This is a genomic window from Actinoplanes sp. NPDC051633 (assembly GCF_040681735.1).
GTDB lineage: Bacteria > Actinomycetota > Actinomycetes > Mycobacteriales > Micromonosporaceae > Actinoplanes.
Map to the genome: position 1 here is coordinate 1 of NZ_JBFAZH010000073.1, position 13512 is coordinate 13512.

The 13512-nt window shown below is 70.2% G+C and carries 16 protein-coding genes; 9 read left to right on the top strand and 7 right to left on the bottom strand.

Annotation, left to right across the window (positions count from 1 at the left end):
- Together AB0M20_RS07040 and AB0M20_RS07045 are read left to right on the top strand one after the other, a co-directional pair.
- The coding region (locus tag AB0M20_RS07040) for a hypothetical protein (protein ID WP_364295040.1) at nt 1-356 on the top strand (356 nt) is incomplete at its 5' end.
- Nucleotides 357-438: 82 nt separating this feature from the next.
- A complete protein-coding gene (locus AB0M20_RS07045) occupies nt 439-858 on the top strand; it encodes an MmcQ/YjbR family DNA-binding protein (RefSeq protein WP_364295043.1) in 420 nt (139 codons plus the stop codon).
- Here the strand turns inward: AB0M20_RS07045 and AB0M20_RS07050 are convergent.
- From AB0M20_RS07050 to AB0M20_RS07060, 3 genes are read right to left on the bottom strand one after another with little or no spacing between them, the layout of a single operon-like run.
- On the bottom strand, nt 825-1205 hold the full coding sequence (locus AB0M20_RS07050; RefSeq protein ID WP_364295046.1) for a nuclear transport factor 2 family protein: 381 nt from the start codon (nt 1203-1205) through the stop codon (nt 825-827). The genes AB0M20_RS07045 and AB0M20_RS07050 overlap by 34 nt on opposite strands.
- Nucleotides 1202-2095 (bottom strand): CocE/NonD family hydrolase, encoded by an 894-nt coding sequence (locus tag AB0M20_RS07055; RefSeq protein WP_364295049.1) that lies wholly within the window; start codon nt 2093-2095, stop codon nt 1202-1204. Before AB0M20_RS07055 ends, AB0M20_RS07050 begins: the two co-directional genes overlap by 4 nt.
- A 32-nt stretch (nt 2096-2127) precedes the next feature.
- Nucleotides 2128-2916, bottom strand: a complete 789-nt coding sequence (locus AB0M20_RS07060) for a helix-turn-helix transcriptional regulator (protein ID WP_364295052.1) — start codon at nt 2914-2916, stop codon at nt 2128-2130.
- 71 nt (nt 2917-2987) lie between these two features.
- Here AB0M20_RS07060 and AB0M20_RS07065 point away from each other — a divergent pair, with 71 nt between their 5' ends.
- The 3 genes from AB0M20_RS07065 (at nt 2988) to AB0M20_RS07075 (ending at nt 6308) form a co-directional block, all read left to right on the top strand.
- Nucleotides 2988-3314, top strand: a complete 327-nt coding sequence (locus AB0M20_RS07065) for a PadR family transcriptional regulator (protein ID WP_364295055.1) — start codon at nt 2988-2990, stop codon at nt 3312-3314.
- Nucleotides 3315-3341: 27 nt separating this feature from the next.
- Nucleotides 3342-4244: a hypothetical protein gene (locus AB0M20_RS07070; protein WP_364295058.1), complete on the top strand. Its 903-nt coding sequence runs from the start codon at nt 3342-3344 to the stop codon at nt 4242-4244.
- Nucleotides 4245-4367: 123 nt separating this feature from the next.
- A complete protein-coding gene (locus tag AB0M20_RS07075) occupies nt 4368-6308 on the top strand; it encodes a cellulose binding domain-containing protein (RefSeq protein WP_364295085.1) in 1941 nt (646 codons plus the stop codon).
- On the opposite strand, the gene AB0M20_RS07080 is transcribed toward AB0M20_RS07075, so the two are convergent.
- Nucleotides 6305-6514 carry a dodecin gene (locus tag AB0M20_RS07080; RefSeq protein WP_364295061.1) on the bottom strand — a complete coding sequence of 70 codons (210 nt, stop codon included), beginning with the start codon at nt 6512-6514 and terminating at the stop codon, nt 6305-6307. The two genes, AB0M20_RS07075 and AB0M20_RS07080, sit on opposite strands and share 4 nt — an antisense overlap.
- A gap of 167 nt (nt 6515-6681) precedes the next feature.
- Between AB0M20_RS07080 and AB0M20_RS07085 the strand changes: the two genes are divergently transcribed.
- From AB0M20_RS07085 to AB0M20_RS07095, 3 genes are read left to right on the top strand one after another with little or no spacing between them, the layout of a single operon-like run.
- Nucleotides 6682-8778 (top strand): P-loop NTPase fold protein, encoded by a 2097-nt coding sequence (locus AB0M20_RS07085; protein WP_364295064.1) that lies wholly within the window; start codon nt 6682-6684, stop codon nt 8776-8778.
- Between the two features lie 45 nt (nt 8779-8823).
- Nucleotides 8824-9342: a hypothetical protein gene (locus AB0M20_RS07090; protein ID WP_364295067.1), complete on the top strand. Its 519-nt coding sequence runs from the start codon at nt 8824-8826 to the stop codon at nt 9340-9342.
- Nucleotides 9332-9808, top strand: a complete 477-nt coding sequence (locus tag AB0M20_RS07095; RefSeq protein ID WP_364295070.1) for a hypothetical protein — start codon at nt 9332-9334, stop codon at nt 9806-9808. Before AB0M20_RS07090 ends, AB0M20_RS07095 begins: the two co-directional genes overlap by 11 nt.
- Here the strand turns inward: AB0M20_RS07095 and dusB are convergent.
- Complete coding sequence (dusB, locus tag AB0M20_RS07100) at nt 9805-10929, bottom strand: tRNA dihydrouridine synthase DusB (RefSeq protein ID WP_364295073.1); 1125 nt, start codon at nt 10927-10929, stop codon at nt 9805-9807. The genes AB0M20_RS07095 and dusB overlap by 4 nt on opposite strands.
- Nucleotides 10930-10953: 24 nt before the next feature.
- On the opposite strand from dusB, the gene AB0M20_RS07105 reads away from it, so the two are divergent.
- Entirely contained in the window at nt 10954-11436 is a 483-nt protein-coding gene (locus tag AB0M20_RS07105; protein WP_364295076.1) for an XdhC family protein, read from the top strand.
- Here the strand turns inward: AB0M20_RS07105 and AB0M20_RS07110 are convergent.
- The gene (locus AB0M20_RS07110; protein WP_364295079.1) at nt 11422-12801 is read right to left on the bottom strand and encodes a glycine--tRNA ligase; all 1380 of its coding nucleotides are present in this window, start codon (nt 12799-12801) and stop codon (nt 11422-11424) included. The genes AB0M20_RS07105 and AB0M20_RS07110 overlap by 15 nt on opposite strands.
- 64 nt (nt 12802-12865) lie before the next feature.
- Nucleotides 12866-13372 carry a hypothetical protein gene (locus AB0M20_RS07115; protein WP_364295082.1) on the bottom strand — a complete coding sequence of 169 codons (507 nt, stop codon included), beginning with the start codon at nt 13370-13372 and terminating at the stop codon, nt 12866-12868.
- Nucleotides 13373-13512 lie beyond the last annotated feature (140 nt).

Genomic DNA, 13512 nt, shown 5'->3' on the forward strand with positions numbered 1-13512 from the left:
CCGCACTCAAAGAGATCATGGACATGGACGGCGCCGTCGGCGTCGCGCTCGTGGACCACACGAGCGGCATGGCCCTCGGCACCGCCGGTGGCGGCAAGGAGCTCGACCTGACGGTCGCCGCGGCCGGGAACACGGACGTGGTCCGGGCCAAGCTGCGCGCGATGGAGATGCTCAACCTCACCGAGAAGATCGAGGACATCCTGATCACGCTCGACACGCAGTACCACCTGATCAGGCCGCTGACCAGCCGCTCGGGCAAGGGCCTGTTCCTGTACGTGGCCCTGCGCCGGGACCGGTCGAATCTCGCGATGGCGCGCCATCAACTCCGCAAGATCGAGGCGGACCTCGACGTCTGACCCCGGTGAACCACACGTAGGCGGGGAGGGCTTCGCACCACCCGGCCCTCCCCGCCCCCGCATTTCGTGATTACCTGGTCGGGTGACGCATCCGATCATGTTCGATGACAAGGATCCGCTGCTCAAGCGGGTGCGGAAGCTCGCTCTTGCGCTTCCGGACGCCAACGAGAAGGTCTCGCACGGGCGGCCCGCCTTCTACACCGTCAAGGTGTTCGCCTACTACGGCGGCTCGCAGAAGATCGACGGCGAGTGGCACTCGCACGATCACGCGATCATGGTGCCCACCGACCCCGGCGAGCGCGAGGCGCTGCTGCAGCGCGACGACGCCTTCCTGCCCGCCTACCTCGGCCCCTCCGGCTGGGTCGGCATCGATCTCGGCAAGCACACCGACTGGGACGAGATCGCCGAGCTGCTCGACGCCGGCTACCGGCGCACGGCCGGCAAACGGCGCGTCGCCGCTCTGGACGCTCAGGCGTCGGGCAGGCGGTCGCCCTCCTCGTAAGTGGTGCGCAGGACGATCCCGGCGACCCGGCTCCCGGACAGCGCGAGCCGATAGCGTCCGGCCACCATCCAGGTCCCGCCGGCGTGGCGGTGGTATCCGCGGACGTTGCACTCCGCGACGTCGCCGGTGACCACGATCGGGCCGAGCAGATGCTGGGTGCCGTCGAAGCGGGGCAGGAAACCCCGCCACTGCTCGACCAGGGTGTCCGCGGGCACCCGTTCCGGTTCCCCGCCGAACAGAGACGTGTAGTCGGTGTCGACCTCGTCGGCCAGCCCGGCCCGGACCGCGGCCCAGTCCCGGTCGTCGACGGCGTGGAAGAACCGCACGATGTCGTCGGTCGTACTCATCGCTTCACCCCCAAGGTGCGGCGGAAGTGGTCGTCGGCGGCGTCGAGCGCGAACTCGACCTGGGCGGGCCGGTCGTAGAAGTCGGTCTGCTCCCCCGTACCCCACACGACCTCGCCCTTCATGGCGGCCGCGACCGAGCGGACGTGATCGGGGAACACGCAGCCGTCGCTGTGCACGAACACCGACGGGGTGCGGACCGCGGCGGCCGGGTCCAGCCCGTCGAAGGTGAGCCAGTGCGCCCAGGTCAGCTCCGTCATCTCGTTGCGCCAGGCGGGCACCGCGCCGCGCTCCGGACTGGCGTAGTAGTCCATCTCGATGAACATGCCCGCCCGGTCGTCGCCGGCGGCATAGGCCGGCACGGTTTCGAGGTCGCCGTCGAGCAGCCACCGCCGGGCGGCGGCGTCGGCGCGGGCGAGGCGGTCCGCGACGCCGTCCGCACCGCCGTAGAACCCGGCCACCGACCGGGCGTCGTGGAACCACCCGGCGACCGACGCGAAGGAAGAGATCGGCGCGCCGGCGGCCAGAGCGGCCACGGTGTACTGAGCACTCGCGCAGATCGCCAGCGCCCCCGGGCCGCCGGGCGCGACCGTGGACAGGCCGGCCACGAACCGGGCGACGGCGGTGAGGTCGGCGATCTTGCTGGCCGGCATCTCGGTCTGCCGCAGCACGCCGCCGCTCGCGCCGAAGCCGGCGAAGTCGAACGTGACGGCCGCGTATCCGCGCGCGGCCAGCTTCGCGGCGTACAGGTCGGCCATCTGCTCCTTGACGGTCAGCCAGGAGCCCATCACGATCACCGCGGGCAACGGCTCGAGGGGGTCGCCGGGGGGCCGGTGTACGTGGACGGCGAGAGGCACGTCGGCGCTGGTCAGCACCAGGGAAGTCACGGGCATTCCCCCACCGTGCCCGGTCTTTGTTTCGGCGATCAGGTCGAATCTTGCTCGATTCGGTGAACACGCAGGGCCGACGGCGGGACTCCGTGATGCCGGCGGAAAAGGCGCCGGAAATGACTGAGGTTGCCGAAGCCCACCGTGGTGGCGATCCGGTCGATCGGCAGCGCCGTGGTCGACACCAGCAGCCTGGCCCGGTCCATCCGCCGAGCGGTCACGAACGCGTGCGGCGCCATCCCGGTGGTCGCGCGGAAGCACCGGTGGAAGTGGTACGGGCTCAGCGAGACCTCGCCGGCCAGATCGTCCAGCGTCAGCACCTGGCCGAGGCGCGCCTCGACGTGCTCGGCCACGCGGTTCACCTCGCTCACCCCCAGGCGCCCGGCGCGCTGCGTGGCGTACGAGTCGAGGAGGTGGTCGGCGAGCCGGTGCGCGAGGGTGCTGGCGGCCACGTCGGACAGGCCGGTGGCGTGCGCCCGGCGCAGCCGCGACGCGATCGCGAGCACGGTGCCGTCGAACTCCCCGATGCGGGGCGCGATCCGCCGGCCGTCCAGAAGGGCTGGATCCGGATACATCTCCAAGGCCTCGATGTGCTCGTGAACGCGCAGCCAAGTCACCGGATCCGGGCCGGAGACGATGGTCACCCCGGGGGCGTGGTCGCCGCGGACGGTGCGGCCCCCGGTCGCGTAGACGACGTCGCGGTGCCCGCTGAACGCCACCCCGACCTGGCCTGGCTTCGTCGTCGTCGCGCGGTCGTGCGACGGCAGCCAGGCGTGTTCGGTACGCAGGCCCGGCCAGTGGCGGACGGTGAACGACGCGGTCGGCACCCTCGCAAGGGTGCCACTTCTGCAAGATGCCATCGACTGGTACTGTGTGGCGCACAGTACTAGGTGGTGCTATGGACGAGATGTTGAGCCGGCTCGAGGCCGAGCTGCGGCGCGGCACGCTGGTGCTGGCCGTGCTGTCCGGCCTGCACGAGAAGCGGTACGGATATGAGCTGCGCCGGTCGCTCACCGAGGCCGGGCTGCCGGTCGAGGAGGGCACGCTCTATCCGCTGCTGCGCCGGCTGGAGTCGCAGGGCCTGCTCGAGAGCGAGTGGGACACCGACGGCGGTTCACCCCGGCGCTATTACCGGCTCGGCGCCGACGGCCGCCGGGCGCTCAAGCTGCTCACCGAGGCCTGGCGTCGCCAGGTCACGGTGCTCGACACGCTGCTCAGCGACTGACCTGCACGGACTGACTTGGGGGCCGGAGTGAATGCCGACGATGTGCTGGACAGCTATGTCACCGCGGTGGCCCGGCGGCTGCCGCTGCGGCGGCGCGCCGATGTCGCGTACGAGCTGCGCGGCCTGCTCGCCGATGAGCTGGCCGAGCGGGCGTCCGCCGCCGGCCGCGAGCCGGACGAGGGTCTGGCGGTGTCGATGCTCCAGGAGTACGGCAGCCCGGCCGAGACCGCGGTCCGCTATCACCGGCCGTTCACGATCGTCCCCGCCGGGGACACGCCGTATTTCGTGGTCGCCGTGCTGGCCGGCGGGGCGGCGGTGTCGCTGACCGGGCTGTCGCCGCTGGTCTTCCTGGCGTGGATCGGCGCGGTCGTTCTCGCGTACACGACAAGGGGTTTGATCCAGCGCAACCACCCGGCGGCCTTCGCCTGGAGGCCGCGCCCGCTCCCCGATCCGGACCGCGCGTCGCGCGTGGCCGGGATCGCGACGGTGGCGGCGTGGGGCGCTCTGACAGCGCTCTACCTCTGGCCCGGACCCATCGTCGCGGCGCTCACCGGTGGCCGGGTCGCGCCCGCGGACCTGGCCTACAGCGAATCGTTCCGCGACCAGTGGCGGATGCCGTGGCTGGTCGGCCTGATCGCGGCGGTGATCGTGGTGCACCTGATCGCCGTCGTGCGTGGCCGGTGGACCGGCGGGACGCGGTGGGCGCGCATCCTGGTGACCGCGTCCGCGGCGGTTCAGCTCGGCTGGCACGTGAGCTACGGAGACGTGTTCGCCCGGCCGGCCACCGACGACGCCGCGCTCCCGCTGATCGGGCTGACCTCCGCCGCAATCATGGCGATCGTCGGCATCCAGCTCTTCCGCGAGTGGGCACGCGTGCGGCCGGCCCCCCAACACAGTGGTAGCCCAGCCACGGGTCCGGGCCTCGGATAGGTGGCTCGGCTACCAGTTTCGCCGACGACCCGCCATTGACAGCCGTCTTTGCGTGGACGAGGCTTGGGAGCGCTCCCATCACCTCCTCAGGAGGCAGCCGTGCATCAGTTCCTCGCCGCCGCCATGCTCGCCGGGCTCCTGCAGGCCCCGGCCGCCGCGTCCACGACCGTGGACATCGACGTCCGGGCCGGGCTCGCGACCGTGCCCGCGACCGCCATCGGCGTCAACCACGCCATCTGGGACGCCGAGCTCGGCACCCCGGCCGTCGCCGACCTGCTGCGCGAAGCCGGCGTCGGGATGGTCCGGTACCCGGGCGGGTCCTATGCGGACATCTACCACTGGCGGGATCACACCGCGCCGGGCGGATACGTCGCGCCGGGGACCGACTTCGACACCTTCATGGCGGCGGCGCAGCGGACCGGCGCGGAGCCGATGATCATCGCCAACTACGGGACGGGCACGGCGCAGGAAGCCGCCGACTGGGTGCGCTACGCCAACGTCACCAAGGGTTACGACGCCACGTACTGGACGATCGGCAACGAGAACTACGGCAACGGCCACTACGGCGCGGCCTGGGAGGCCGACGATCACGCCGACAAGAGCCCCAGGGAGTACGCCGCGAACGTGGTCGCGTACTCGGCCGCCATGAAGGCCGTCGACCCGGACATCAAGGTCGGCGCGGTCCTCACCATGCCCGGCAACTGGCCCGACGGCATCGTCGGCCCCGGCGACACCGGCACCTGGAACGAAGAGGTGCTCACCCGGGCCGGTGCGGCCATCGACTTCGTCGACGTGCACTGGTATCCGTCCGACGCGCTGGCGAAGACCGGCCAGATCACCGACGCCGTGCACCTGCTCCGGCAGCAGATCGACGAGCTCGCCGGCCGTGACCTGGGGATCAGCCTGACCGAGATGAACGTCGACGTCGGCATGAACACGCAGCCCGGCGCGCTGTTCCTCGCCGACGCCTACAGCGGGCTGCTGGAGCAGGGCGTCTTCACGGTGCAGTGGTGGAACGTCCACAACGGAATCGGCACCGTCTCGACGATCGCCGGGCAGCGCGACTACGGCGACTTCGGGCTGCTCTCCAGCGGCGGGTGCAACGCCGACTCCATCTGCGAGCCGGCCCTCAACACGCCGTTCGCGCCGTACCACGCGCTCTCGCTGACGAGTTCCTTCGCGCAACCCGGCGACCGGCTGGTCGGCGCCGGCTCCAGCGATCCGCTGGTCGGCGCGCACGCCGCCCGCCGGCCCGACGGCAGCCTGGCGGTGCTGCTGGTCAACAAAGACCCGTCCCGCGACCACGACGTCACGCTGAACTATCACGGCTGGGCACCGTCGACGGCCACCCCGGTCGTCAGCCTCTACGCCAACGGGGCCTCGGCGGTGGCCACCGCGCCGGCCGGCACCGCGCGCAGCCAGACGCTGCCCGCGTACTCGTTGACGCTGCTGACGTTGCGCCCGGCCGGCGCATCCGCCGGGCCGCGAGCGCCGGCCGAGCCGGCGGCGAGTGGGGTCACCGACCGCACCGCGACGATCTCCTGGCCCGCGGTCGCGCCCGGCCTGAAGTACGAGGTCTACCGCCAGCACGGCGGGGCGAGCGAGCAGATCGGGGAGACCACGGGTACGTCGCTCACCGCGCGCAACCTGGAGCCCGGCCGCCGCTACACGGTCAACGTGCTGGCCCGCGACGCCGCCGGCCGGCTGTCCCCCGCGTCGCCGCCGCTGACCTTCACGACGACGAGCCCGGCCACCTCGACCTGCACGGTCGAGCTGACCCGCACCACCGACTGGGGCAACGGGTTCGTGTGGTCGCTCGACATCACGAACAACGCCGACCGGCCGGTGACCGGCTGGACGCTGGCCTTCACCTGGCCGACGACGTGGCAGAACGTGACCGGCGGCTGGAACGCGACGTGGCAGCAGACGGGCACGACGGTGCGGGTGACCGGCGACGGCACCCTGGCCGCGGGCGGCACGACGAACGTGGGCTTCACCGGCGCCTACAGCGGCCCGAACGTCCCGCCGTCGGTCTTCACCCTGAACGGCACGGTCTGCAGCTAGTCCTCGACGCGGAAGCCGATCTTCAGCGTGACCTGGTAGTGGGCCACGTCGCCGTCGACGACCTGGCCGCGGATCTGCCCGGTCTCGAACCACTCGATGTTGCGCACGGTCTGCGACGCCTTGCGCAGAGCGGTCCGGATGGCGTCGTCCACACTCGTCGGGCTGCTCCCGACGATCTCGCTGAGCCGGTAGACGTGGTTGCTCATGGCAGTCTCCTCACCTTGGGGGTACAGCTTCTCGCAGATCCGCCCGCCACGTCCGGCGTCCGGCGAAACGAATGCGGCCAAAGCTCGGCACCCGATCGGGTGATGACCACGGCGGGCGAGTGTCCTTTACGGTGGGTCGGCCTCTTCGACACGCTGGGTGGACATCATTGCTTGACGACGGCTTTTTTCCGGAGCCAGCAGAGCTCAAGGGCAGGACCGCGACCCTCCTGGAGAAGACGGAGACGTTACGGCACACCGGATTCGAGCCCGAGAAGCTCGCCCAGGCGGTCGTGGAGCGGCAGGAGGAGCTGCGCACGAAGCTGGCGCCGCAGCTGACCGACCTGCTGGCCGCTCGAACGGCCGTCCGCAACCTCGCCGCGACGATCCAGGCCGTCCTGCTCACCATGCTGGGGATCGCGCTGACCGTGGTCGGCCTGTTCCACAGCGATTTCAAGTATCTCGACCAGCTGACGGACGGTGTGGTCTTCTGGACCGTCACGCTGGCCGACGTCGCGCTGCTGGCCCTCATCGTCGCGGTCGTCGCCGGGATGATCCAGCGCAACCTGGCCCGGGCGGCAGCGCAGGAAGACTTCGACAGAGCCCTCGACATCGAGATCCGCCCGCTGCTGCGGAGCATCATCAACGACTGGGAGGAGAACGAGGCCTACGGCAACGAGTTCGACGCGCAGGACGGGCCGGCCCTGGTCGAGCTCGCTACCGAGGCGACCATCTCGTCGCGCAGCTTCACCCAGGTCCGCGAGTTCATCGCCAGCCACGACTCGTCCGCGATCGGCATCGCGGGCAATCGCGGCATCGGCAAGTCGACCGTGATGGACCGCTTGGAGCAGGACAAGGAGCTCGACTGCCTCACCGCCCGGGTGCAGGCTCCGGTGCTCTACGACGCGGCCGGTCTGATCCGTCTGATCCACGTCCGGCTCGCCGAAGCCGCCACGAAGCACACCTCCGACGGGCCGTCCCAGCCGCCGCCCGTACTCGAGATGGTCAGAGTCGTCGCCAAGGCTGTCGGGGCGTTCTTCTTCGCCGTCGTGCTGATGGTCACGGTTCTCCTGGAACAGGACAACTTCTCCAGCGACAACAAACCCTGGGAGGTCGGCGTCGCCTCCGTGCTCGCGATCGCCGTGTCCGGTGCCCTGGTCGCCTATGGCGTGTCACGCTTGCTGCCCGCCGCCCGCCGCGAGGCGTTGCTGCGCTCCACCTCCCGCGACATCCCGACCTTGGGCCGGCAACAGCTGGCGATGCTGGAGCACACCACCGAGGTTCAGACCACGAGCGCCGGCCGGCTCGCCATCGGCCGGTCCTTCGTCAACCGGCAGCAGCAGGTCAAGCTGACCGAGAACACGTTGACCCACGCGGAGAACGTGGCGCGGCTGCGCCGATTCTTCGAGAGGCTGGGCGTCGAGGCGAACCGCGTCCTGATCTGTGTGGACGAGCTCGACAAGATGAGCAAGCCGGACGACGTGATCGCCACGATCAACAGCATCAAGGACCTGATGCACGTGCCGGGCGTCCACTTCGTCGTCTCCGTCTCCACCGACGCCATGCACCAGTTCGCCATGCGCGGCGTTCCGCTGCGTGACGTGTTCGACTCGACCTTCGACGCCGTCGTCACCGTGCGGAGGATGACGTTCGACGAGGCCCGGCAGGTGCTGCGGAGGCGCACGATCGAGTTTCCGGTGCCCGCCATGATGTTCTGCCACGCCTGGTCCGGCGGTGTGGCGCGAGATCTCATCCGCACCGCCAGGGCGTGCGTCGATCTGCGTAAGAACTCCGCGACGGCGATACCGATCGAGAGACTCGTCGCGACCATCCTGCGCGACGACCTGGTCGAGATCCTGAACGCCGCGGTGGCGAAGCTGCGGACCGCCGATGCGACCAAGGAGTCGAAAGCCCTCTACCGGGTCTACCACCGCTTGAAGACCGGCTCCGATCCCCTGACCGACGAGATCGACCGAAGCCACCGCCGGGTGATCGACGTCGCCCTCGGCGAGGCCGACGGCGAGGCGGGGGCGATGGCGCACGCGCTGCCCCAGCTCCTACAGCTGGCAGCTCTGACCGCTCACCTGTTCGCCACCGGCCGCAGGCCCGCCGAGTGGCGCGACGACGAGCTGGTGACCAGGGTCGAGAAGCTGGCGGAGATCCGGTCCGCGCTCAACGTGCATCCCGACGCCGCGGCGGCGCTGCTCGACGAGACGAAGGTCGGCCTGCTCGGTTCGATCCGCATGCGTCTGGCCAAGTCGGCCTGACGCCGCCTGTACGGCGAAAGTATCGACCTACTTCAGAATGGCGCCATGTTACGCATGACGATGGTGCCGCTGGTCGCCGCGCTCGCGCTCGCGGCAGGCTGCTCCGAACCCGGCGCCGCGCCGTCGGCGGCCCCGTCGGCAGCTCCGTCGGCGACACCGTCGGTGTCGCCCTCCGTCGACGACGCCGCCGCGATCAAGGCGATCTGCCGGGAGGTGAACACCGCGGCCGTCGCCCAGGCCATCACCGCCGCCCTGGCCATCGGCGGCAAGGACCCCGATGCCGCCATGCGCGGCAAGGTCTCGGAGAGCTACCGCAACTTCGGCAGCGGCCTGCGGCTGCTCGCGTGGCCCGACGCGCCGACCCGGCTCCTCGTGCCGCTGCTCGACTGGGCCAAGGCCAGCTCCGATGTGGCGGCGTACGTCGCCCGGACGAAGCCGCCGAAGGGCATCGTCCTGGACCTCGGGCCCGCGAACACCCGGTGGCGGGCCGCGAAGACCCGCACCGAGAAGGTGTGCGGATTCGAGCTGGGACGTCCCGGAGGAGGGCCGAGCAATGGTCCGTAACGGATTCCTGCCGATCGTCGCCGTGCTGGCGCTGGCGGCCGGCTGCTCCGACTCCGGCGGCTACCGCGGCGGGCAGACGCCGACACCGGCGGCGCCCACCGCCTTCCCCCTCGACCCGAAGGAGCGCCAGGTCGAGTGCAAGTTCACCGATGACGAAGCGCTGTATCACTCGGTCGCCGTGAAACTCGCCCGCGGCGACAAGGACCAGATCGCGGGGGCCTACAGCGACCTCGGCCGGAGGCTCGCCTTTCTCGCCGTGTCGCCGGGCGGCACGCAGGAGTTCGCCGAAGCGCTGAGCGAGTGGGCCGGTGCCAGTGCCGACGTGGGCGCGTACGTCGCGAAGACGGCGCCGCCGAAAGGGCGCGGGATCGACTACGGCCCGTCCTACCCGCGGTGGGTCGAGGCCAAGAAGGCCGCCGAAAAGCTCTGCGGGCAACAACTGCCCAACCCTCAGAAGTCGAGTTAGCCGCCCGAGTTCTCCATCTCGGCGCCCTCGGGGACGGTGTCGTCGTCCCGGCTGTCCAGCCAGCCGTACGGCAGCGAGACCTTGCCCGGCGCATTCACCCGGCCGCGCGGCTGGCCCAGCGCCTCGCGGGGGAACGGCAGCGCCGGGTCCAGCTTGGCCAGCAGGTCGTCCAGCTCGGTCAGCGACCTGATCATCGCCAGGCTGCGGCGCAGCTCGCCACCCACCGGGAAGCCCTTGAGGTACCAGGCCACGTGCTTGCGGAAGTCGGCGCAGCCGTGCTTCTCGTCCTCCAGCGCCTCGACCAGCAGGTGGGCGTGCCGCGACATGATCGCGGCCACCTCGCCGAGCGTCGGCAGCCTCGGCTCGTAGGACGGATCGGTGAACGCCGCCTCCAGGTCCGCGAACAGCCACGGACGGCCGAGGCAGCCCCGGCCGACCACGACGCCGTCGCACCCGGTGAGAGCGGTCATCCGCAGCGCGTCCGACGCCTCCCAGATGTCGCCGTTGCCCAGCACCGGCACGTCGAGCGCCTGCTTGAGGGTCGCGATCGCCTCCCAGTCGGCCTGGCCGGAGTAGCGCTGCTCGGCGGTGCGCGCGTGCAGGGCCACGGCGGTCACCCCGGCGTCCTGCGCGATCAGGCCCGCTTCCACGTACGTGAGGTGGTCGTCGTCGATGCCCTTGCGCATCTTGATCGTCAGGGGGATCCCGGCCGGCGCGGCGGCCGCGACCGCCTCGCGGACGATGCGGCCGAAGAGCTTGCGGCGCCACGGCAAGGCGGAGCCGCCGCCACGGCGGGTGACCTTGGGTACGGGACACCCGAAGTTCAGGTCGATGTGATCGGCGAGCCCCTCGTCGGCGATCATCCGGACCGCGGCCGCGGTGACGGCCGGGTCGACGCCGTAGAGCTGGAGGCTGCGGAAGTCCTCGTCGTCGGCGAAGGCGATCATCTTGAGCGTCTTGGGGATCCGCTCGACCAGCGCCCGGGTGGTGATCATCTCGCACACGTACACGCCGCCGCCCTGCTCCCGGCAGAGGCGGCGGAAGGCGACGTTGGTGATGCCGGCCATCGGCGCCAGCACCACCGGCGGCGTAACGTCCTTCGTCCCGAACTTCAAACTCACGCCCTCAAGACTAGGTTGTCCGTCATGGTGCCCAGGAAGCTCGTCACTGTGTTCCACACGCCGACCTCGGAGTTCATGCTGCGGCTCGCCGTCGAGCTGGGCTTCCACTCGGTGCTCGTGGAGCCCGACCCGTCGGTGGTCCTGCCGGTCACCGTGCCGCACGGCGACCAGGTCGTCCGCGACCTGATTGCGGCCGGCCTGGACGAGCACACCGACGTGGTCCTCACCGACCACCACCGGCCGGAGATCGGCGACGTGCTCAAGCAGGCCCTGGAGGCGGAGACCCGCTGGATCGGCATCATGGGCAAGCCGTCGATCGAGGGCCCGCACGTCGCCGCGTTGAAGGCGCTCGGCGTCCCGGACGATGAGATGGCACGCGTGCACCGCCCGATCGGCCTCAACATCGGGAGCAGGACCCCGCCAGAGATCGCCGTGGCGACCCTGGCGGGGCTCATCGCCGACCGGAACGGCTGCCCCGGCGGCTTCGACTTCTCAGCAGCCGGGTAGGCGCTTGATCAGGTAGTCCTCGATCTGGTCGAGGGACACCCGCTCCTGCTTCATCGTGTCGCGGTCGCGGACGGTCACCGCGTTGTCCTGCAACGTGTCGAAGTCGACCGTGACGCAGAACGGCGTGCCGATCTCGTCCTGCCTGCGGTAACGCCGCCCGATGGCCTGCGAGTCGTCGAACTCGACCACCCACCGCTTGCGCAGCAGCGCGGACAGCTCCTTCGCCTTCGGCGACAGCTCCGGGTTGCGCGACAACGGCAGCACCGCCACCTTGACCGGCGCCAGCCGCGGATCGAAGCGCATCACCGTGCGCTTGTCCACGCCGCCCTTGGTGTTCGGCGCCTCGTCCTCGTCGTACGCCTCGAGCAGGAACGCGAGCACCGCCCGGGTCAGGCCGGCCGCGGGCTCGATCACGTACGGCACCCAGCGCTCCTGCTTCTCCTGGTCGAAATACGACAGGTCGACGCCGGAGTGCTTCGAGTGCGTGGTCAGGTCGAAGTCGGTGCGGTTGGCGATGCCCTCGAGCTCGGCGAACTCGGTGCCGCCGAACATGAATCGGTACTCGATGTCGACCGTCCGCTTCGAGTAGTGCGAGAGCTTCTCCTTCGGGTGCTCGAAGAAGCGCAGGTTCGACTCGGTCAGGCCGAGCCCGGTGTACCAGTTCCAGCGCTGCTCGAGCCAGTACTCGTGCCACTTCTCGTCGCTGCCCGGCTCGACGAAGAACTCCATCTCCATCTGCTCGAACTCACGCGTACGGAAGATGAAGTTGCCCGGCGTGATCTCGTTGCGGAAGCTCTTGCCGACCTGCGCGATGCCGAACGGCGGCTTCTTGCGGGCCGCGGTGGCCACGTTGTTGTAGTTGACGAAGATGCCCTGCGCGGTCTCGGGCCGCAGGTAGTGCAGGCCCTCCGCGCTCTCGGTCGGGCCGAGGTAGGTCTTCATCAGGCCGTTGAACATCTTCGGCTCGGTGAAGGTGCCCTTGTTGCCGCAGTTGGGGCAGTTGAGCTCCTGCAGCGAGGTGGGCGGGGCGCCGTGCTTGGCCTCCCACGCCTCCTCGAGGTGGTCGGCGCGGAACCGTTTGTGGCAGGACTGGCACTCGGTCAGCGGGTCGACGAACGCGTCCAGGTGGCCGGAGGCGGCCCACACGTCGCGGGCCAGGATCACGGCGGAGTCGAGACCGACGATGTCGTCACGTTCCTGGACCATCGTCTTCCACCACTGCCGGCGGACGTTCTCCTTCAGCTCCACGCCGAGCGGACCGTAGTCCCACGCCGAACGGGTGCCTCCGTAGATCTCGCTGGAGGGGAAGACGAAGCCCCGGCGCTTGGCCAGGCTGACGACGGCGTCGATACGGTCGGCGGGCATGTTCCTCCTACGCCGGCTGGTTTGTCGGCGGGGACTCGAGACGGAAAGGGACAGCTGTAGGAGATTACTCCTCGACGCTGCACACCTGGAATCGGCCCGTCTCCCGGTCCTGCCCGAGGTACGCCTTCAGCTGCGCGGACTGCCCATTCTCGTACGTGACCGTGACCGGCACGTTGAGGTCGACGGTGGTGAGGTCCATCTCGCCGACGTCGAACTTCTCGATCGGCTCGGCCGTCCGCGCGTCGCTGGTGAACTGCGACTCAGTCACCCGCGCGCGGGTCTGGTCGCACAGCGCGTCATACGCCTCGCTGTAGCGCTCCGCCCGGACATCGTCGAGGTAGTCGGTGACCACCACCTGGGCCTGCTCGTTGAGCGCGCGGCCGGCCACCGAGATCAGGCCGATGCCCGCGGCGAGACCGCCGCCGCAGACCAGCACCAGCAGCCCCGCGCCGATGCCCAGGCCCAGGCCGATCCGCCGGCGGCGCCCCTCGGTGGGTGGCGCCGGGAACGGCGGGATCACCCCGGGGCCCTGCGGGGGCGGCGGCGGCGCGTAGACCGGAGCCTGGCTCATGAATCCAGGGTAGTGCTCAACGCCACGGCTTTGCGGCCCCGTCGCTGTGCTCGGTAGTGACATGGGCGCCCGGCACCCCCCACGCCAACGTCACTAAAGCGCACGGCTCATCGCCGGACTACTAAAAACAAGTAACAAAG